The sequence below is a fragment of the Mesorhizobium sp. M0816 genome (assembly GCF_040320005.1).
In the GTDB taxonomy this organism is placed as follows: Bacteria; Pseudomonadota; Alphaproteobacteria; order Rhizobiales; family Rhizobiaceae; genus Mesorhizobium.
Genome location: NZ_JAMYOT010000008.1, coordinates 89,856 through 106,476, shown reverse-complemented (window position 1 = coordinate 106,476; position 16,621 = coordinate 89,856). Strand labels below are relative to the sequence as shown.

Below are 16,621 nucleotides of genomic sequence, written 5' to 3'. Positions count from 1 at the left end.
TGATCAAGCAAAGGCCGCCCGGGAACAATGGGCGGCCTTCTGCATTGTTCCGTCATTGCAACCTCAAAGCGAGGATTTTCTGATGACGATCAGCACCATTCTCATCATTATCCTTATTCTTATTCTGATCGGCGCGGTTCCGGCATGGCCGCATTCCCGGTCCTGGGGTTACGGACCATCCGGCATCGTCGGCGTCATCCTGATCGTTGTCCTGGTGCTGCTGTTAATGGGCCGGATCTGAGCGCAACCTTCCTCCCGAACAGCGGCGGATGACCATCAGGCCATCCGCCTTTTTTAAGTTCCTTGTTGGGCAGCTTTTTGCGTCGTCTTGATCGTGGCGATGCCGATATCCTCAAGCGCTTCCGACACTGCATCTTCCAGCGGCGTGTGCGGGATCGTACCGATAACGCTTTCCAGCCTGCCCGAAACCAGCCGGTGCGGCTCGAAGCGGAGATAGGACATCGAAACGATCTCGCGCCACATCGCCACGAACGGGCTGCCGGCGCGCAGCACCCACCACGGCATCGACGTCAGCTTCAGCGTGCGTCCGAGCGCCTTCTCCGCGGCCGCCTTGATGTCCAGATCGGTCACCGCATGGCCAGGAAAGTTCAGCGCCTCGTAGGAGCCGAGCTTGTCGAGACTGTCAGCCAGCCCGACGAAGGCCTTGGCCAAGTCGCGCAGATAGGCCCATTCATGCACGAGATCGACCGGCCCTGGGGCGGTATAGACGCCCTTGGTCATCTTGGCGGCAACAACCAGATCGAACCACGATCCGCTGCCGGTACCACCGAAGAAATCACCGGCGCGCAGCAAGATCGTGCGCACCCGACCCGCGTCGGCCTCGCGGCGAAACAGATCTTCCATGGCGACGCGGATGCGGCCCTTTTCCGTCGTCGGGCGAAACGGCGTGTCTTCGGCGATCACCGCCGGCATCTGCGAACCGTAATTGTAGACGGTGCCCGGGAAGAGATGCAGCGCGCCGTTCGCCCGGCAGGCAGCCATCACATTCTCGGCCATCGGCAGGCATTTGCTCCAGTCGGTGTAGAGCGGGTTGAGGCCGTTGAAAATGATATCGACGCCTTCGGTCGCGCGGATCAGCGCAGCACGGTCGAGCGCGTCGCCGGCGATCGCCGTAGCGCCTTTGAGCTCGGCCGGCACCTTGCCGCTGCGGGTGACAGCGCGGACATCGTAGCCGGCATCGAGGAAGGCCATGGCGACCGTGCGGCCGAGGCGGCCATTGGCGCCGAGAATTGCGATCGTGGTCATTGTTCGTCTCCGTGTTGCGTTACGACCCCAATATTGTATCTTCGCAAACGAATGAAAATTGACTATGATTGGCGATATGATATTCAATTTTGAATGGATATTGACTGGAACCTGATCAAGAGTTTCGTCACCGTGGCGGAGACCGGCAGCCTGTCGGCCGCCGCGCGAAAACTTGCCGCGAGCCAGCCGACGCTCGGCCGCCACATCACCGAGCTGGAACAGGCGCTCGGTGTCACGCTCTTCCGGCGCGGGCGGCGTGGCTACGCGCTCACGGAAGCGGGCAGCACGCTCTTTGAACGGGGCCGCGCGGTGAGCGAGCAGGCGAGCGCCTTTTCGCTGCTGGCGCTGGGATCGGTCGAGGCGATCGAGGGTACGGTGCGCATTGCCGCCAGCGAAGTGGTGGCGGCCTATGTGCTGCCGGAAATCACAGCGAGGCTTGGGTTCGAGGAGCCGGGCATCGAGGTCGAGATCGTCGCCTCGAACCAGGTCGAGAATCTGCTGCGTCGCGACGCCGATATCGCCATTCGCATGGTCAAGCCGGCGCAGAATGAGCTGGTCGCGCGCAAGGTGACCGACATTCCGCTCCGCGCCTGCGCGGCAAAATCCTATCTGGACCGGCGTGGCCGTCCGCGCGAGGCCCGCGATCTTGCCGGCCATGATCTGGTCGGCTTCGACCGCAGCGATGAGATCATTCGCGGCTTTGCCCAGTTCGGCGTCCCGCTCGCCCGCAATGCCTTCCGCTTCAGGACCGATAATCAGATCGTGCTGTGGGAAGCGGTGCGGGCGGGAAACGGCATCGGCTTTGGCCAGGAGCCGCTCGCCGACCGTGATCCGCTGGTCGAGACAGTGCTGCCGGGTCTCCCGCTGCCGACGCTGCCGGTGTGGCTGGCCATGCACCGCGACGTGCGTACCAGCGTGCGCATCCGCCGCGTCGCGGATTTCCTCTACGAAGAGTTCAAGCGCTATTCAGCCGGTGCAGGCTCGGCAGCGAATTCGGCGCGGTGAGCGAGGCCGGCCATCAACAGCACGACGACCAGCAGCCCGGAGAGTGCGACGAAGATCGGGCCGAAGCTCGAGTGCTCGGCGACGAAGCCGATCGCCGACGGCGCCACCAGAATGCCTGAGTAACCCATTGTTGTGACGACGCTCATGCCTGTGCCGGACGCCATGCCCTCCTGGTTGCCGCCGGCCGAAAAAATGATCGGCACCATGTTGGCAATGCCGAGGCCGCAAAAGGCGAAGGCGGCAATGGCCAGCCAAGGCGAGGGAGCCAGCCCGGCCACCAGCATGCCGGCAGCAGCGGCAAGGGCCGAGGCGCGCAATGTCGTAACGGCACCGAAACGGTTGCGGACGCCATCGCCGAGAAAGCGCATGATGGCCATGACTCCGGAAAAGGCGGCATAGGCCAGGCCTGCGATGGCAAGATCGGCGCCGAGCTCCTGCCTGAGATACAGCGCCGCCCAGTCGAGTACCGCACCTTCGGAGATCATCGTCAGCAGCGCCATCAGCCCAACCAGATAGACCAGCGGGTTTGCTGGCAGCGCGAATTTGTGATGCTCGGCGACTGGGTGCTTGTCCTCGGCGATCAGGTAGCGGATCGCGACGGCGATGACGGCAAAGGCAAGAGCCGTCACCACTGTCGCATGGGCGAGGTGACCGTAGTTCTGGATGGCGAAACCGCCCAAAGCGCCGCCAGCGAAACCGCCAAGACTCCAGAAGCCGTGCGAGGACGACATGATGGCACGGGACAGCCGCCGTTCGACTGCCACTGCGTTGGCATTCATGGCGACGTCCATGCCGCCGATCGAACCGCCGAAGATGAACATGGCGACGGCCGCAAGGGGCACGTTGGGGGCCAGAGCCACAACCAAAAGGCCGAAGCTGCCGGCAAGTCCGAACCAGCGCAGCACCGTGCGCGAGCCATGCTTCGAGATCAGATGGCCGCACCAGGTCATGGCAGTGACGGCGCCGGCACCGAACAACAGAATCAGCAAGCCGAGCGTGAACTTCGAAATGTCGAGTCGCGTCAGGAACACCGGGATCTGCGGCGCCCAACTGCCGGTCAGGAAGCCGTTGGAGAGGAAGATGCCGGCCACTGCCCAGCGTCCACGAATCGCGATCTGCGTGATTTTCTGCGCGTCCATCGGGTAGAATCCGGTCCGGAAATGGCGTTGCGCGGCAAATTAGATCGATTCAATTCACAGTCAAGCGCTCTTCGCCGAAAGTGCTTGGACCAGACGCTACGTCCTCTCGCGTCGGCCAACCACCTCGGCGGTCCACTCCGAAATCCCTACGACTCGGGATAAGGCGCGCCATCTTTGTGCACAAACCGGCCGTCAGCGTTGGTGCTCATCATGTCGATGTCGGAGCAGGTGGCGACGTCGTCGGGCCAGCGCGAACCGACTTCGAGATAGATCGCCATCGCGCCCGATTTATTGATCATGTGATGGCCGTTGCCTGATCCTTTCGGAAAGGCCGCGCAATCACCGGCGCGCAGCACCGTCTCGCCGGCATCTTCGACGAGCGTCAGCTCGCCTTCAAGCACGTAGACGAATTCGTCTTCGTGCGAATGCCAGTGGCGCTGGCTCGACCAGTTGCCCGGCGGCAGGCGCATGAGATTGATGCCGAAGTCGGTGAGCCCGCCTGCGTTGCCTAGCCGCTGCCGCACGCGTTCGGCACAGGGTGCATCGAACGGCGGTGGATAGGATGAGCCCTTGCGTACGGGCACCTCGGCAACGTCGATCTTAGGCACGGCGTCCTCCCCTAGTGATCCCTAGGGCGTCTTGCCTCGAACTCGGCCTTCTTGGCGTCGGAGGCTTCGATCTGGTTCAGTGCCTGCCACTCGGCATAGGGCATGCCGTAGATGATCTCGCGCGACTGTTCCTTGCTGAGTTCGACACCTTCGGCTTGCGCCGCATCGCGGTACCAGTTGGACAGGCAGTTGCGGCAGAAGCCGGCGAGGTTCATCAGGTCGATGTTCTGTACGTCGGAACGCTCGTGCAGATGCGCGACCAGCCGGCGGAAGGCAGCGGCTTCGAAATCGCGCTTTTGTTCTTCGCTGAGTTCGGTCATGTCATGTTGGCCTCCCTTGGGCCTCATCATACCGGCCCGGTGCGCGAGCCGAATATTTTCACCGCATGTATATCGGCACGTCGATCTATCGCGTCAACGATCGGCGCCAGCCGTTCGGCCCAGGCGAGGGCACCCTTGCGGTCGGCGATCAGGTCCTGGCGGACCTCGAGCAGCGCATGGGCAAAGCCGTTGACGATGGCATGCCTGAACATGGTATCGCCGCGCAGTGCGCCGTCATAGGGTTCGTTGTCGCCGACGATGAGGCTCTTGTCCTCGGCGAGCATGTCGATCAGCGGCCGCGCAACGCGGTCGTCCAGGTCCCACAATATGCCGGCGTGCCACGGCCGCACGAATCCCTGCATGGTCGGTGTGAAGGAATGCACCGAAAAGATGAAGGGTGCCCGCGCGGATGCTCGCGCCACAGAGGCGATCATGGCGCCGACGGCATCATGATAGGGGCGGTAAAAGCGGTCCAGCCGCCTTTCGCGCTCCTCCGGGGCCATGGGATAATTTCCCGGGATGACGGTGCCGTCATAGAGCTGGCGAATCAGCGTTGGATCGTCTTCGCCGCGATTGGGGTCGATCAGCAGTCGCGAAAAATTGGCAAGCACCGCCGGAACGCCGAGCAGACTTGCGAGTTCGCGGGTTACAGTCTCGACGCCGATGTCGTAGGCGATGTGGCGGTCGAACTCCGCCGCCGGCAGGCCGAGACTGCCATACTCCTCCGGCAGGTCGCGGCGGGCGTGATCGGCCAGAAGCACCATGCCGCGCTTGCGATCGCCTTCGACGATATCGAAAGGCGCGAAAACTGTGGATCGGGTCATTGGCGGGAAAGGTCTGTTCGCTGGCTTTCGGGGAGGTGGTATCGTCATTCCACGAAGAGAACGCTTGCGCAATGCCGTTGTTTGGCCACGGTTTCTGCCAAAAAACTGAGCAGGGGCGACCGCAAGCGCGCCAGAGCCTTCTAAATCGATTGGAATTGGACAGATCGGCGCGTTGACATGCGTACGGACTTTTCCGAAAAGGGGCGTTGAGAGATGCAAATGTGGTTCTTGAGGGGTTTCAGGATGGGTTTCGCCGGCAGGCTGCGTGTGCGCCACGCCTTGGCCATGCCGCTCCTGGTACCGGCCATGGGTCTTTTCGCGGTGATTTCGGCCTCGCCGGCACGGGCCGATTTCCGGGTCTGCAACGCCACGCAGAACCTGGTCGGTGTCGGCATCGGCTATCGCGCCAAAGCCGGCTGGATCACCGAAGGCTGGTGGCACATCGAAGGATCGAGCTGCAAGACGCTGATCGAGGGACCGTTGTCATCAAGGTTTTACTATCTTTATGCAGAAGACGCCGAGCGCGGCGGACGCTGGGATGGTCCGATCAACATGTGCGTGGCCGAAAAAGAGTTCAAGATCGCCGGCGTTACCGATTGCGTCGCCCGGGGCTTTCAGCGCGCCGGATTCCAGGAATATGACACGGGCGAGCAGGCAAGCTGGATGGTCCAGCTGACTGACGAGCCCGCAACGGATGGCGCTCCAGCCGCCCCGGGAACAAACAGTCAATGAGACGCAGCCGCAAGGTCAAGATCCTCGCCACCATCGGTCCGGCCTCCTCGTCCGAGGAGATGCTGAAGAAGCTGTTCGAAGCCGGCGCCGACGTGTTCCGCATCAATATGAGCCACACCGACCATGAATTGATGCGTACGCTTGTCGGCCGCATTCGTGCCGTCGAGGAGGCGGTCGGCCGGCCGATCGGCGTTCTCGCCGACCTGCAAGGGCCAAAGCTGCGCGTCGGCAAGTTCGCCAACGGCAAAGAGGTGCTGACCGTCGGTCAGACCTTCACGCTTGACGACAATCCCGAGCCCGGCAATTCGACGAGGGTCTACCTGCCGCATCCCGAAATCCTGCGTTCGGTCGAGGCTGGTCATCGCCTGCTGATCGACGACGGCAAGCTCGAGCTCAAGGCGGTCAGCAGCAACGGCAAGGCGATCGTCTGCACCGTCGTCGCCGGCACCACCATTTCCGACAAGAAGGGCGTCAGCCTGCCCGACACCGACCTGCCGGTCGGCGCGCTGACGGAAAAGGACCGCCGGGATCTCGACGCGGTTCTGGCGACCGGCGTCGACTGGGTGGCGCTGTCCTTCGTGCAGCGGCCCGAGGACCTGGCCGAAGCGCGCAAGATCGCACGCGGCCGGGCGCTGATCATGGCCAAGATCGAAAAGCCGCAGGCCGTCGCCCGGCTGGCCGAGATCATCGAGCTTTCGGATGCGCTGATGGTCGCCCGCGGCGATCTCGGCGTCGAGATGCCTCTCGAAGCCGTGCCTGGCATTCAGAAGCAGATCACCCGCGCCGCGCGCCGTGCCGGCAAGCCGGTGGTGGTCGCCACGCAGATGCTGGAATCGATGATCACCGCGCCGGTGCCGACGCGGGCCGAGGTGTCGGACGTGTCGATCGCCGTGTTTGAAGGCGCCGACGCGATCATGCTTTCGGCGGAGTCCGCCGCCGGCGCCTATCCGGTCGAGGCGGTGGCGATGATGAACCGGATCGCCACCAAGGTCGAAACCGACCCGACCTATGCCGGAATTATCAACGCGCAGCGCTCGGAACCGGAAGCGACCGGAGCCGACGCGATCTCGCTCGCCGCCCGCGAAATAGCCGAGACGCTGAAGCTGTCGGCGATCATCACCTATACCGCGTCCGGCACGACCGGCTTGCGCGCCGCGCGCGAGCGGCCGCAAGTGCCGATCGTGGCGCTGTCGCCGATCCTCAACACGGCGCGGCGGCTGTCGCTGTTGTGGGGCACGCATTGCGTCGTTTCTCCCGACGCCAGCGACCTCGACGACATGGTCGACCGCGCCTGCCGCATCGCCTTCGATGAAGGTTTCGGCAAGCCGGGCGACCGCGTCATCATCACGGCCGGCGTGCCGCTGAGGACGCCGGGCTCGACCAACATGTTGCGCATCGCCTATGTCGGATCGGAAGTCGGCCGCTAATGTCGGCCGCGGCTGCCGGACAGGCCGGCTGCATGGCGCGTCGTAAACACGGCGCCAGCCGGGCGCATCGACGGCAGTCGGGTTAGGATAGACGCCGAACTCCGCCAGCTTGCATCAGCCTGTGACCGGCCGTGAAGCGGTTCGAAGGCCCTATCCGACTTGAGCTGGAAGTCAGTTAAGGTAATCTCTCCTGGGAGAAAGAGGAGGGTGATCCAATGTGGATGCGCACTGATCTTCTGGAACTCCTCGGCATTGAGCACCCGATAATCCAGGCGCCGATGAGCGGCATCACCACGCCGGAACTGGCGGCGGCAGTCAGCAATGCCGGGGCGCTTGGCTCGCTCGGATGCGGCATTCTGCCTGCGGCGGCTATCCGCGAGCAGCTCACGGCGACACAGCACGCCACCAATCGTCCGATCAACGTCAACTTCTTTGCGCACCCGGCGCCGGCACGCGATGATGCGGCAGCCCAAAGTATGCGAGACCGCCTTCGCGGCTGCTATGAGGAGGTCGGCCTCGGACCGGTGCCCGAGCCGGGCGAGCCCTTCCCCACCTTCGATCGTGAGCGTCTCGAAATTGTGCTCGAGCTGCGCCCCAAGGTGGTCAGCTTCCACTTCGGTCTACCCGACACCGCAATTGTGCAGCAGTTGAAGGCGGCCGGCTGTACTGTCTTGTGTTCGGCCACCACCGTCTCGGAAGCGCGCCAGCTTGAGGCAGGAGGGGTGGACGCCATTATCGCCCAGGGATACGAGGCGGGTGGGCATCGCGGCACATTCACTGGCGACCCTGCTATCGGCACAGCCGGCACTATGGCACTCGTACCGCAGATTGTTGATGCCGTGCGGGTGCCTGTAATTGCCGCTGGCGGTATCTTCGACGGTCGCGGCATTGCTGCCAGCTTTGCACTTGGTGCATCTGGTGTGCAGATCGGCACGGCTTTCCTGGCCTGTCCTGAAGCCAATGTGCAGCCAGTCTATCGCGTAGCATTGCGCTCGGCCAACGACGAGAGCACGTCGGTGACTCGCTGCTTCACTGGCCGCCCAGCGCGCGTGGTGCGCAACCGGTTTGTGATGGAAATGGCTGGTGAGGGAGATGCAGCGTTGGCGTTTCCGCTGCAGGCGAGTCTGGTCATGCCGCTTTCGATGGCAAAGGATGAAAGCAAGCGGGCTGACTTTTTGCCTATTTGGGCCGGGCAGGGCGTTGCGAAGCTGCGGGAGATGCCGGCCGCCGCCTTTGTGGAGAAACTCGTCACGGAAGCAAGCGGCATAGATCGGGCCTATAGGGGAGTAGGGGAGTAGGGGAGTAGGGGAGTAGGGGAGTAGGGGAGTAGGGGAGTAGGGGAGTAGGGGAGTAGGGGAGTAGGGCGCATGTGTTCCACAGTGCAATCTGCACCTCTCACATACTACCTTGCTACCTTGCTCCCCTATTCCCCTACTCCCTTACTGGTCTCAAATGCCTTCGCCGGCAAGCTCCTCGGAAAGTGCGGCGACCTGGTCCTGGGCGCTGCGCATCATCGGATAGATGCCGAGCACGCGCTGCCAGGCCTCGAGTGCCGACTGCTTGTGGCCGGTTTCGGCCATGATCTGAGCCAGGCCGGAAAGCGCGCCGAAATGGCGTGGTTCGAGCTGCAGGGTGCGGTCGATGTCCGCCATCGACTTCCCGTAGTTCTTCATCATGAAATGAACAGTGGCGCGGCGGTTCCAGCCTTCCGCATAGGTCGGCTGCAAAGTCACCACCTGATCGAGGAAATCGAGTGCAACATCGAATTTCTGGTTTTCGATCGCCTTCTGCGACCATTGCATCATCAGGTCGATAGAGGCGCTGCCCGACTGGGACCACTCGCTGCCGATCCGTCCGGCGATGCGCTCGGCCGCCCTTTCATTGCGTTCGCGCTTGAGATCGGCAAACAGCTGATCGAGCCGCGCCTGTTTCGTCTTGACGACCGGAGGTGCTGTCGGCGGTGTTGTGGTCGGATCTTCAGCCCACGCCGGCAGCGAGACAGCGCCGGAAACGAGGAAAGCCGTGAAAAATGCAAAAAGAATCCGCATCGCGGGAATCTAGCCCCCGACGCCGGATCGTCAAACTGAATTTAGCGTGAGAGTCGTATCATGCGGACGGAGGCGCGCAGCCTCCGTCGAAAACTCAACCCTGGCGCGCCTTGTAGCGCGGCGCGGTCTTGTTGATGATGTAGATGCGGCCCTTGCGACGAACCAGCTGGTTGTCGCGGTGACGCGCCTTCAACGCCTTGAGCGAATTCTTGATCTTCATGGTCTTGCCCGTCGGTCTGGGCCCGGTCACGGGCCGAATTATTAAGGCGCGCCCACAGACGCGCCTTTGAACTGTGCGTGGCTCATAGACGAGGAGCGTTGCCCGTGTCAACCGCAAGCGCGTTGCCTAAACGATACGGACCGTTTCGTATCATCAAATATCCGCCACTGGCGTCTTGCGGCGTTGCGCAGGCTTGAGACGGCTGGAATGATGCGGTTGCGAATTGGAGATCGTCATGCGCCGAATTCTTGTGTCCGCCTGTCTTGTCGTCCTCGCGGCAGGTTCTGTTGCCTATGCGCAGGAATGCGACCGCAACGACGACAGCCAGCAGATGATGAACATCTGCGCCGACGCGGACTACAAATCCGCCGACGCCAAGCTCAACAAGGCCTACCAGGATCTCATCGGCGGAAGTGACGCAAAAGCCAGGAAGCTGTTGCAGACGGCGCAGCGCGCCTGGATCGCTTTTCGCGACGCGGAATGCAGCTATTCCGCCGCGGACAGCGAAGGCGGCTCGATCTATCCGATGCTGATATCGGAATGCCTGACGCGGCTGACCGACGATCGCACCAAGCAGCTCACCGTCGATTCGACCTGCGCGGAAGGCGATGTGAGCTGCGCCAGCCCCGACGAGGACGAGAGCGGCGAAATCCAGTAAGCGTAGGTTCTAACTTGTGTTTGAGCATGATCTTTTCCGAAAACCGGATTCCACTTTTCGCTAGCGCGGACCTTCGGTTCGGGATCATGCTCTAGCTGCGGCGGCTCACGCGCGTAAAATGGCCCATCTTGCGGCCGGGCCGCGCCTCGGCCTTGCCATAGAGGTGCAGCATCAGATCGGGCTCGGCGAGCAGCTCAGGAACGCGCCTGACATCGTCGCCGATAAGGTTTTCCATGACGCAGTCGAACCGCCGGGCGGGATTTCCCAGCGGCAGGCCGGCGACGGCGCGGATGTGCTGCTCGAATTGCGAGACGGTGCAGGCGGCCTCCGTCCAGTGGCCGGAATTGTGGACGCGCGGCGCTATCTCGTTGGCCAACAGCGAACCGTCGGCAAGGACAAAGAATTCGACGCCGATGACGCCGACATAGTCGAGCGCTGCAAGGATCTCTGCCGCCGCCGTTTGAGCCGCAGCCGCCGTCTCGGATTTTACTCCGGCCGGCAGCGTCGAGCTGTGAAGAATACCGTTGCGATGGACATTCCACGCTGGATCGTAGGCGGCGAGCGAGCCGTCGCTGCCGCGCGCGGCGATCACCGAAATCTCGCGCTCGAAGGTGACGAAGGATTCCAGGATCAACGGCACGTTGCCCATCGCCTCGCAAGTGCCGGCAAAGCCGCCTGTTTCTATGTTGCGGAAGACACGCTGGCCCTTGCCGTCATAGCCCATGCGGCGCGTCTTCAATATGCCGCTGCCGTTGAACTGTTTCAGCGCAGCCGTCAGTTCCTCGTCATTGTCGACGGAGCTGAAATCCGCGGTCGGTATGCCGATGCCGTTGAGGAATTTCTTTTCCGCTAGCCGGTCCTGCGCCACTTCCAGTGCGCGTGCCGGCGGATAGACCGGCACCGTAGAGGCAAGTGCCGCGGCGGCCGCGACCGGTACGTTCTCGAATTCATACGTAACGACGGCACTGGCCGCAGCCAGCTCGCTAAGCGCGGCCGCGTCGTCATAGGCGGCGACGATCTGCCGGTTGGCGACCTGTGCCGCCGGGCAATCCGGCTGCGGTTCCAGCACGACGATGCGGTAGCCGAGGCGGGCCGCGGCCATCGCCAGCATGCGGCCAAGCTGGCCGCCGCCGATGATGCCGATGCTCGATCCCGCCGGCAGGCTCACGGCGCATCCGTGGGCTCGGCGGCCACCTTGGCGGTCTGCGCGGCGCGCCAGCTATCCAGCCGGGCGGCGAGCTTTTCGTCGCTCAGCGCCAGCACCGCGGCGGCCAGAAGGGCAGCGTTGGCAGCGCCGGCCTTGCCGATGGCCAAAGTGCCGACCGGAATGCCGGCCGGCATCTGCACGATTGATAGCAGCGAGTCCTGGCCCGACAGCGTCTTTGATTCCACCGGCACGCCGAACACCGGCAGCGGCGTCATCGCCGCCGTCATGCCGGGCAGATGCGCCGCACCGCCGGCACCGGCGATGATCACCTTGTAGCCGGCCGCCTTGGCGCCCTTGGCGAAGTCATAGAGCCGGTCGGGCGTGCGGTGGGCCGAGACGATCAGGCGCTTGTGCGGAATTCCAAGCGCCTCAAGCGTTTCGGCGGCGTGGCGCATCGTCGCCCAGTCGGACTGGCTGCCCATGATGATGGCGACGTCGGCGCGGTGATCGTCCAAGCTTCTGCTCTCCGGCGGCAAAAGCGCGCATTAGCTGAAATCGAGGGGAGCCGCAAGGATGGCCGGAAACGGCAAAGCCGCTTGTGCCGTCTCCGTGGCTACGCACATGGACAGGGGCGGTCTGTCATCGGGCGGCCGCTGCTCGGAAGCGGTTGACGAAGTCGTCAAGTTCAGGCCGTTCGGTATCGGAAATCGCCCAGTAGGAAAAGGCGCTGTCGCTCCAGTGGACCAGCGAGAAGCCACCAGCAGAAAGATCGACCGGTCCGGCTGTCGAGCCGGTTTCCTCGGGCGCGGCGACGAGAGTGATCAGGTGCTCGCGGTGCCTGTAGACCAGTGCCGGCACTGGCTGGTCGGCGATCACCTCGACCCGACCGCCGAGCAACGCGAAGCCGTCACTGGCAAGATCAGGTGCCGGCGGCGACAGGCCGACCCTGCGATCCAGCCAGGGTTTGACCGTGTGCCGGTCCGACGAGACGACGTCCACGGGGCTGGCTGCCAGCAGGCTGCGGCGATGGCCGCTGGCGACCGCGGCGGCAAAGCTGTCGGGCGCCCTGCTCAGCATCATCCATTGCGTCGCGCCGCTGGCCAGCACGGCGGTAACGATGATCGACGCCGCCAGCGCGCGCCAGTCGAACGCGCCAAATCGGTGCACCGCTCTGTGTGCCGGCGGCACTCGAGCGGCGGGCGCCGGCGCCGGCAGCACTTTCTCCGTACCGGCTGTCCCGATTGCAGCGATGCGAGCCTTGAAATCCTCACGGACATCGAGCCTCGGCAGCCCGCTGACGACCGTCTGCAGCGCAGCGATGCGGGCATGCTCGGCGGCGAGCGCCGGATCGGCCGCGATGCGTCGCTCGACAGCCAATGCTGCTGCTGCGTCGAGCTCGCCATCGACCAAGGCATGGATCATCAGCTCCACGCCCGCCGGGTCATCGGGCAGTCCATCGTTGTGCGCGATCATGGCGCCCTCCCAAGTTGGGATATCAGCAGACCGCGCGCCCTCGCCAGCCGCGACATCACCGTGCCTAGCGGCACGCCAAGCAGCGTCGCGATCTCGCGATAGCTGAGGCCGTTGATGTCGCGCAGCACCACAGTCTCGCGAAATTGGTGCGGCAGCGCGGCGATCGCCGCCTCGAGTGCGGCCGTGTCGGCCTTGGCGATCAGGCTTGCCTCAGGACTATCCGTATCCGGCAGGCCGGCGCCATATGCAGCCGTCATGTCATCGAGGTCGCTCAGGTCGCCGACGGCGACGATACTGCGCGGCCGGTTGCGCGCCAGCCAGGAGTAAGAGGCGTTGCGCACGATCGCCAGCAGCCAGGCGCGCGCATTGCCGCCGGCATAGCCGGCGATGCCCGCATGCGCCTTCAAACAGGCCTCCTGCACCACATCCTCCGCGTCGGCGGCGTTGCCGGTCAGCCAGCGGGCAAGCGCAAGCGCATCCGCGAGATGGGGCAGAACCACCTCGCGAAAGCGCTCGGTCGCGGCCTCTTGGTTCAACACCGTCGCATCGCCCGGCATCCCGGGCAGAACCGTCCGAAAATCCTCACGGAGCGACGGTGATCCTGCCCTGCATGTGCGGGTGAAGCCCGCAGAAATAGGCATAGTCGCCCACTTTGGTGAAGGTGAAGGCATATGTGTCACCGGTGTCAAGCGCCTTGGAGCGAAACGAGACATCGTTGGCGACCACCAGATGCGGGATGTCGTCGTCATTCTCGAAGGTCACGGTAGTGCCCTGCTTTACCGTCAGCACCGCCGGTGTGAAGGCAAAGTTCTCGATCTTGACCATTGGCTGGTCAGCTGCGTTCAGTGGCATGGCAACCATTATCAGGATCGCCGCCAAACCGAACGTGACAGAGGATACGACCAAGACGCGGGATGGGAAGCGGATCATCGCATTTCCCCTCAGGCCAGCGTGCTGTCGATGATGGCGAGGTCCTGCCCGCCTTGCTTGACTGTCACGCTGCTTGTGCCGAGCAGGCTGCGCAACTGGCCGGCAGGTACCGTCATCGGCCCGGGTGAGGCTGCGGTGCCCGGCGCCGGTTGCGGGAAAGCGGTCGAGCGCGCGGTATGAAAGGTAACGTTGCCTTCGACCTTCTGCATGATCTGGTGGATATGGCCGTTGAGTACGGTGACAGAGCCGAAGCGCTTGAGCAGGGCCAAGGCCTGCGCCGCGTCGTCGGTGCCCCAGCCCCATTCGGGATAAACAGCCCATAGCGGAATGTGGGCAAAGACGACGATTGGCGTCGAGGCGGTGACCGCCTTCAGATCATCGGCCAACCATGCCAACTGGTCGGCGCCGAGATTGCCCAGCCCGCCAGCCTTCAGGTTGACGACGTTGACCAGCCCGATGAAATGGACGCCGTTCTGGTCGAACGAATACCAGCCAGCGCCCTTGGTGCCCTTGCCGTAGCGGTCGAGATAGGCCTGGCCATTGCCGTCATCGATCAGGTCGTGCTCACCGGGCACATAATGCACGTCGAAGCCTGCGCCGCCGATGATCTGGGCAGCGTTGTCGAACTGCGCGGCTTTCGACAAATGGGTGATGTCGCCGGTGTGGATCATGAAAGCGGGCTTTTGCGGCAACGCCTGGATCTTGCCGATGGCCTCCTTCAGCGTGTCGATGGCGTGCGGGTTGGCAGCCTTGTCGAAGCCGATGTGGCTGTCGGAGATCTGGAGGAAAGTGAAGCCGGTGGCCAAGGCCTCGGCGGCTTGCGACGCACCGAGCAGGCTGAGCGAAACCGGCACGCCGGCCGAAATTGTCCACAGCACTCCCGTGCCGGCCCAGATCATGCATTCCAGTGCATGACGGCGGCTGATGCCGTCAGCTTCATTGTCGTGGTGGTGGGTCATACCGGTCTCCTGCACGCCGGAAATGGCGTCTGTTTGGGAGACCAATGGGCGGGGTGGTTTATTCCGCCCGAAGACTAAAAGTTCATTCACACTGCCGTGATGGCGCACTGGCCCGATGCGAAGCCGGCGCTGGAAGGCACTGGCTCGACCACGCTCTGGCGATGTCTAGTCCGGCCAGCGCAGCGCTCCGGCGGACTGCTTGCGAGCGGGTTTCATCGCATCCGCGGGCCGATCGGCAGCACTCAACACCGCCCGCAGGCGTTCGGCAACGATCTCCGCCTCGCCGGGATGGAGATTGCACGGATCAAGGAAGAAGTGACCGCGCTCGACCTCGTGGTTGCGCACGAGCACGGGCGGCGAACCCGCCGCAAGCGCCGAGGCGAGGCCGGCGGCGGTGAAGCGGCTTTCCGGCGCAACAAACACCTGCAGGCGGTCGAGAGGATTTCCGGTCGGATCTGGAATGACACGTGCCTCGATGCCAGGCAGGCCCTGCAATGCGGTTTGCCACAGATGCAGTGCGGCTTCTTCCCGCTGGCGAATGCCGGCATGGTCGCGCCGCTCCCAGGCTTCCAGGGCCGCCATAGTGCCGGCAATGCTCTCCTTGCCGACTTTCATGGCGCGCGCAACGCCCCGGTTCTGGAGATAGGCGGCCCGTACCAGATCCTTGCGGCCGGCAACGATGCCGCTTGTCGGCCCTGAGAGAAATTTGTGCCCGCTGTAGACAACAATGTCGGCGCCGCGCGCCAGAAAGCCACGCAAATCGTATTCCGAGGCGGCGTCGACGATCACCGGCACGCCCTTGGCGTGGCAAATCTCGCAGAACTCCTCAAGCGAGAGCATGCCGTATTGCACGGTGTGGTGCGCAACGACGTAGAGGGCTGCCGCCGTCCGGTCCCGGATCGCCTCGGCAACATGATAATCCTGGGTGACGCTGACCGTGCCGGCAGGCACTGCCTTGGCTCCGGCAAGCCGGATCGACTGGTCGATCGGCGCGCCATAATTGACGATGTGACCAAGCTGAACGATGACCTCCGATTTGAGGCCCTCGGTGTCGTCCGGCAGCCGCTCGATCGCAAGAAGGCTGGTCCCGGTCATCGCGCCGGCAATCGCCATTGTTATGCCGCTGGCGCAGCATGCGGTGATGAAGCCGGCCTCGCCGCCGGTAAGGCGTGCAATCACCCTACTTGCGGCGCGCTGCAGATCGTCCATCTCGACCCATTGCGAGGCCATTTCCGACATTGCGGCAATCGCTTCTGGCACGATGATCGAAGCACCGAGTGCCGTCATCGTGCCGGAGACATTGATGATTGGGCGAAGGCCAAGCCGTTCGCGGATTGTCGTGTTGGAACGGTCAGCGGCATAGGTCGTCATCTCTGTAGATCCTGTTTAAGATTTCAGGCGGCGATCTCGACGACCGCCTCGATTTCAACTGTGATGTTGCCCGGCAGCGAGCCGACACCGATCGCGGAACGGGCATGTCCGCCAAGCGTATCAAAGACGGCCGCGAAAAGATCGGAACAGCCGTTCACCACCTTGGGGTGCTCGCTGAATGTCGGCGTCGCATTGACAAAGCCAAGCAGCTTGACGACGCGCACGATGCGGCCGAGGTCGCCGGCCGCCGCATGCATGACGGCGAGCAGGTTCAGGCCGGTCAGACGCGCATGCCCGTAGGCCTCTTCAACGCTGACATCCTCTCCGACCTTGCCGGTGCAGAGCGCGCCATCGGCGCGCAACGGCCCCTGGCCGGAGAGGAAGATCAGCCGTCCGCTCTCGGCATAGGTGACGAAGTTGGCGATGGGCTTCGGCGGCTCGGGCAGTGTCAGGCCCAATTCCGCGAGCCGGATGTAAGGCGTCATAAAAGCTCC

The 16,621-nt window shown here is 63.6% G+C and carries 21 protein-coding genes; 6 read left to right on the top strand and 15 right to left on the bottom strand.

Features of this window, described 5'->3' with window-relative positions; translation table 11 throughout:
* Positions 1-82 precede the first annotated feature (82 nt).
* Positions 83-241, top strand: coding sequence for a DUF3309 family protein (locus tag NKI17_RS14515; RefSeq protein WP_023678456.1), 159 nt, complete (start codon positions 83-85; stop codon positions 239-241).
* A gap of 53 nt (positions 242-294) precedes the next feature.
* Here the strand turns inward: NKI17_RS14515 and NKI17_RS14510 are convergent, their stop codons facing one another.
* Positions 295-1,266: an SDR family oxidoreductase gene (locus NKI17_RS14510; protein ID WP_352572005.1), complete on the bottom strand. Its 972-nt coding sequence runs from the start codon at positions 1,264-1,266 to the stop codon at positions 295-297.
* A gap of 93 nt (positions 1,267-1,359) precedes the next feature.
* Between NKI17_RS14510 and NKI17_RS14505 the strand changes: the two genes are divergently transcribed.
* Positions 1,360-2,271, top strand: a complete 912-nt coding sequence (locus tag NKI17_RS14505) for a LysR family transcriptional regulator (RefSeq protein WP_352572004.1) — start codon at positions 1,360-1,362, stop codon at positions 2,269-2,271.
* On the opposite strand, the gene NKI17_RS14500 is transcribed toward NKI17_RS14505, so the two are convergent.
* The 4 genes from NKI17_RS14500 to NKI17_RS14485 all read right to left on the bottom strand — a co-directional run bounded on the left by NKI17_RS14500 (position 2,229) and on the right by NKI17_RS14485 (position 5,162).
* Complete coding sequence (locus tag NKI17_RS14500) at positions 2,229-3,410, bottom strand: MFS transporter (protein WP_352572003.1); 1,182 nt, start codon at positions 3,408-3,410, stop codon at positions 2,229-2,231. The genes NKI17_RS14505 and NKI17_RS14500 overlap by 43 nt on opposite strands.
* Before the next feature lie 146 nt (positions 3,411-3,556).
* Positions 3,557-4,018: a cupin domain-containing protein gene (locus NKI17_RS14495; protein WP_352572002.1), complete on the bottom strand. Its 462-nt coding sequence runs from the start codon at positions 4,016-4,018 to the stop codon at positions 3,557-3,559.
* An 11-nt stretch (positions 4,019-4,029) separates the two neighbouring features.
* The gene (locus NKI17_RS14490; protein ID WP_352572001.1) at positions 4,030-4,338 is read right to left on the bottom strand and encodes a DUF1244 domain-containing protein; all 309 of its coding nucleotides are present in this window, start codon (positions 4,336-4,338) and stop codon (positions 4,030-4,032) included.
* A gap of 26 nt (positions 4,339-4,364) precedes the next feature.
* The gene (locus tag NKI17_RS14485) at positions 4,365-5,162 is read right to left on the bottom strand and encodes an N-formylglutamate amidohydrolase (protein WP_352572000.1); all 798 of its coding nucleotides are present in this window, start codon (positions 5,160-5,162) and stop codon (positions 4,365-4,367) included.
* A 285-nt stretch (positions 5,163-5,447) separates the two neighbouring features.
* Between NKI17_RS14485 and NKI17_RS14480 the strand changes: the two genes are divergently transcribed.
* From NKI17_RS14480 to NKI17_RS14470, 3 genes are all read left to right on the top strand, one after another.
* Positions 5,448-5,894, top strand: a complete 447-nt coding sequence (locus tag NKI17_RS14480; RefSeq protein WP_502894514.1) for a DUF1036 domain-containing protein — start codon at positions 5,448-5,450, stop codon at positions 5,892-5,894.
* Complete coding sequence (gene pyk / locus NKI17_RS14475; protein WP_352454861.1) at positions 5,891-7,321, top strand: pyruvate kinase; 1,431 nt, start codon at positions 5,891-5,893, stop codon at positions 7,319-7,321. The genes NKI17_RS14480 and pyk overlap by 4 nt, the downstream gene beginning before the upstream one ends.
* Positions 7,322-7,536: 215 nt before the next feature.
* Positions 7,537-8,619 carry an NAD(P)H-dependent flavin oxidoreductase gene (locus NKI17_RS14470; RefSeq protein WP_352571999.1) on the top strand — a complete coding sequence of 361 codons (1,083 nt, stop codon included), beginning with the start codon at positions 7,537-7,539 and terminating at the stop codon, positions 8,617-8,619.
* Positions 8,620-8,769: 150 nt separating this feature from the next.
* Here the strand turns inward: NKI17_RS14470 and NKI17_RS14465 are convergent, their stop codons facing one another.
* Together NKI17_RS14465 and ykgO are read right to left on the bottom strand one after the other, a co-directional pair.
* Positions 8,770-9,369 (bottom strand): tetratricopeptide repeat protein, encoded by a 600-nt coding sequence (locus NKI17_RS14465; RefSeq protein WP_352571998.1) that lies wholly within the window; start codon positions 9,367-9,369, stop codon positions 8,770-8,772.
* Positions 9,370-9,463: 94 nt separating this feature from the next.
* Complete coding sequence (ykgO, locus tag NKI17_RS14460) at positions 9,464-9,589, bottom strand: type B 50S ribosomal protein L36 (protein WP_006203764.1); 126 nt, start codon at positions 9,587-9,589, stop codon at positions 9,464-9,466.
* A 235-nt stretch (positions 9,590-9,824) separates the two neighbouring features.
* Between ykgO and NKI17_RS14455 the strand changes: the two genes are divergently transcribed.
* Positions 9,825-10,247 carry a lysozyme inhibitor LprI family protein gene (locus NKI17_RS14455; RefSeq protein ID WP_352571997.1) on the top strand — a complete coding sequence of 141 codons (423 nt, stop codon included), beginning with the start codon at positions 9,825-9,827 and terminating at the stop codon, positions 10,245-10,247.
* A 91-nt stretch (positions 10,248-10,338) separates the two neighbouring features.
* Here the strand turns inward: NKI17_RS14455 and NKI17_RS14450 are convergent, their stop codons facing one another.
* From NKI17_RS14450 to NKI17_RS14415, 8 genes are all read right to left on the bottom strand, one after another.
* On the bottom strand, positions 10,339-11,415 hold the full coding sequence (locus NKI17_RS14450) for a 5-(carboxyamino)imidazole ribonucleotide synthase (protein ID WP_352906206.1): 1,077 nt from the start codon (positions 11,413-11,415) through the stop codon (positions 10,339-10,341).
* Positions 11,412-11,909: a 5-(carboxyamino)imidazole ribonucleotide mutase gene (gene purE / locus NKI17_RS14445; protein WP_023678468.1), complete on the bottom strand. Its 498-nt coding sequence runs from the start codon at positions 11,907-11,909 to the stop codon at positions 11,412-11,414. Before purE ends, NKI17_RS14450 begins: the two co-directional genes overlap by 4 nt.
* Positions 11,910-12,033: 124 nt before the next feature.
* The gene (locus tag NKI17_RS14440) at positions 12,034-12,867 is read right to left on the bottom strand and encodes an anti-sigma factor family protein (RefSeq protein WP_352571995.1); all 834 of its coding nucleotides are present in this window, start codon (positions 12,865-12,867) and stop codon (positions 12,034-12,036) included.
* Positions 12,864-13,424 carry a sigma-70 family RNA polymerase sigma factor gene (locus tag NKI17_RS14435; RefSeq protein ID WP_352817726.1) on the bottom strand — a complete coding sequence of 187 codons (561 nt, stop codon included), beginning with the start codon at positions 13,422-13,424 and terminating at the stop codon, positions 12,864-12,866. The genes NKI17_RS14440 and NKI17_RS14435 overlap by 4 nt, the downstream gene beginning before the upstream one ends.
* A gap of 25 nt (positions 13,425-13,449) precedes the next feature.
* Entirely contained in the window at positions 13,450-13,797 is a 348-nt protein-coding gene (locus tag NKI17_RS14430; protein WP_352571994.1) for a cupredoxin domain-containing protein, read from the bottom strand.
* Positions 13,798-13,808: 11 nt separating this feature from the next.
* Positions 13,809-14,756 carry a metallophosphoesterase family protein gene (locus NKI17_RS14425; RefSeq protein WP_023678472.1) on the bottom strand — a complete coding sequence of 316 codons (948 nt, stop codon included), beginning with the start codon at positions 14,754-14,756 and terminating at the stop codon, positions 13,809-13,811.
* 165 nt (positions 14,757-14,921) lie between these two features.
* The gene (locus tag NKI17_RS14420) at positions 14,922-16,127 is read right to left on the bottom strand and encodes an aminotransferase class V-fold PLP-dependent enzyme (protein ID WP_352571993.1); all 1,206 of its coding nucleotides are present in this window, start codon (positions 16,125-16,127) and stop codon (positions 14,922-14,924) included.
* A 23-nt stretch (positions 16,128-16,150) separates the two neighbouring features.
* Positions 16,151-16,612, bottom strand: coding sequence for a RidA family protein (locus NKI17_RS14415; RefSeq protein ID WP_023678474.1), 462 nt, complete (start codon positions 16,610-16,612; stop codon positions 16,151-16,153).
* Between the last annotated feature and the right edge of the window lie 9 nt (positions 16,613-16,621).

What these genes read in the sequence shown, in the direction of transcription:
- NKI17_RS14515 (WP_023678456.1), top strand. Translation starts at nt 83, where the DNA reads ATGACGATCAGCACCATTCTCATCATTATCCTTATTCTTATTCTGATC.
- NKI17_RS14510 (WP_352572005.1), bottom strand. Translation starts at nt 1,266, where the DNA reads ATGACCACGATCGCAATTCTCGGCGCCAATGGCCGCCTCGGCCGCACG.
- NKI17_RS14505 (WP_352572004.1), top strand. Translation starts at nt 1,360, where the DNA reads ATGGATATTGACTGGAACCTGATCAAGAGTTTCGTCACCGTGGCGGAG.
- NKI17_RS14500 (WP_352572003.1), bottom strand. Translation starts at nt 3,410, where the DNA reads ATGGACGCGCAGAAAATCACGCAGATCGCGATTCGTGGACGCTGGGCA.
- NKI17_RS14490 (WP_352572001.1), bottom strand. Translation starts at nt 4,338, where the DNA reads ATGACCGAACTCAGCGAAGAACAAAAGCGCGATTTCGAAGCCGCTGCC.
- NKI17_RS14485 (WP_352572000.1), bottom strand. Translation starts at nt 5,162, where the DNA reads ATGACCCGATCCACAGTTTTCGCGCCTTTCGATATCGTCGAAGGCGAT.
- NKI17_RS14480 (WP_502894514.1), top strand. Translation starts at nt 5,448, where the DNA reads ATGCCGCTCCTGGTACCGGCCATGGGTCTTTTCGCGGTGATTTCGGCC.
- pyk (WP_352454861.1), top strand. Translation starts at nt 5,891, where the DNA reads ATGAGACGCAGCCGCAAGGTCAAGATCCTCGCCACCATCGGTCCGGCC.
- NKI17_RS14470 (WP_352571999.1), top strand. Translation starts at nt 7,537, where the DNA reads ATGTGGATGCGCACTGATCTTCTGGAACTCCTCGGCATTGAGCACCCG.
- NKI17_RS14465 (WP_352571998.1), bottom strand. Translation starts at nt 9,369, where the DNA reads ATGCGGATTCTTTTTGCATTTTTCACGGCTTTCCTCGTTTCCGGCGCT.
- ykgO (WP_006203764.1), bottom strand. Translation starts at nt 9,589, where the DNA reads ATGAAGATCAAGAATTCGCTCAAGGCGTTGAAGGCGCGTCACCGCGAC.
- NKI17_RS14455 (WP_352571997.1), top strand. Translation starts at nt 9,825, where the DNA reads ATGCGCCGAATTCTTGTGTCCGCCTGTCTTGTCGTCCTCGCGGCAGGT.
- NKI17_RS14440 (WP_352571995.1), bottom strand. Translation starts at nt 12,867, where the DNA reads ATGATCGCGCACAACGATGGACTGCCCGATGACCCGGCGGGCGTGGAG.
- NKI17_RS14435 (WP_352817726.1), bottom strand. Translation starts at nt 13,424, where the DNA reads ATGCCGGGCGATGCGACGGTGTTGAACCAAGAGGCCGCGACCGAGCGC.
- NKI17_RS14430 (WP_352571994.1), bottom strand. Translation starts at nt 13,797, where the DNA reads ATGATCCGCTTCCCATCCCGCGTCTTGGTCGTATCCTCTGTCACGTTC.
- NKI17_RS14425 (WP_023678472.1), bottom strand. Translation starts at nt 14,756, where the DNA reads ATGACCCACCACCACGACAATGAAGCTGACGGCATCAGCCGCCGTCAT.
- NKI17_RS14420 (WP_352571993.1), bottom strand. Translation starts at nt 16,127, where the DNA reads ATGACGACCTATGCCGCTGACCGTTCCAACACGACAATCCGCGAACGG.
- NKI17_RS14415 (WP_023678474.1), bottom strand. Translation starts at nt 16,612, where the DNA reads ATGACGCCTTACATCCGGCTCGCGGAATTGGGCCTGACACTGCCCGAG.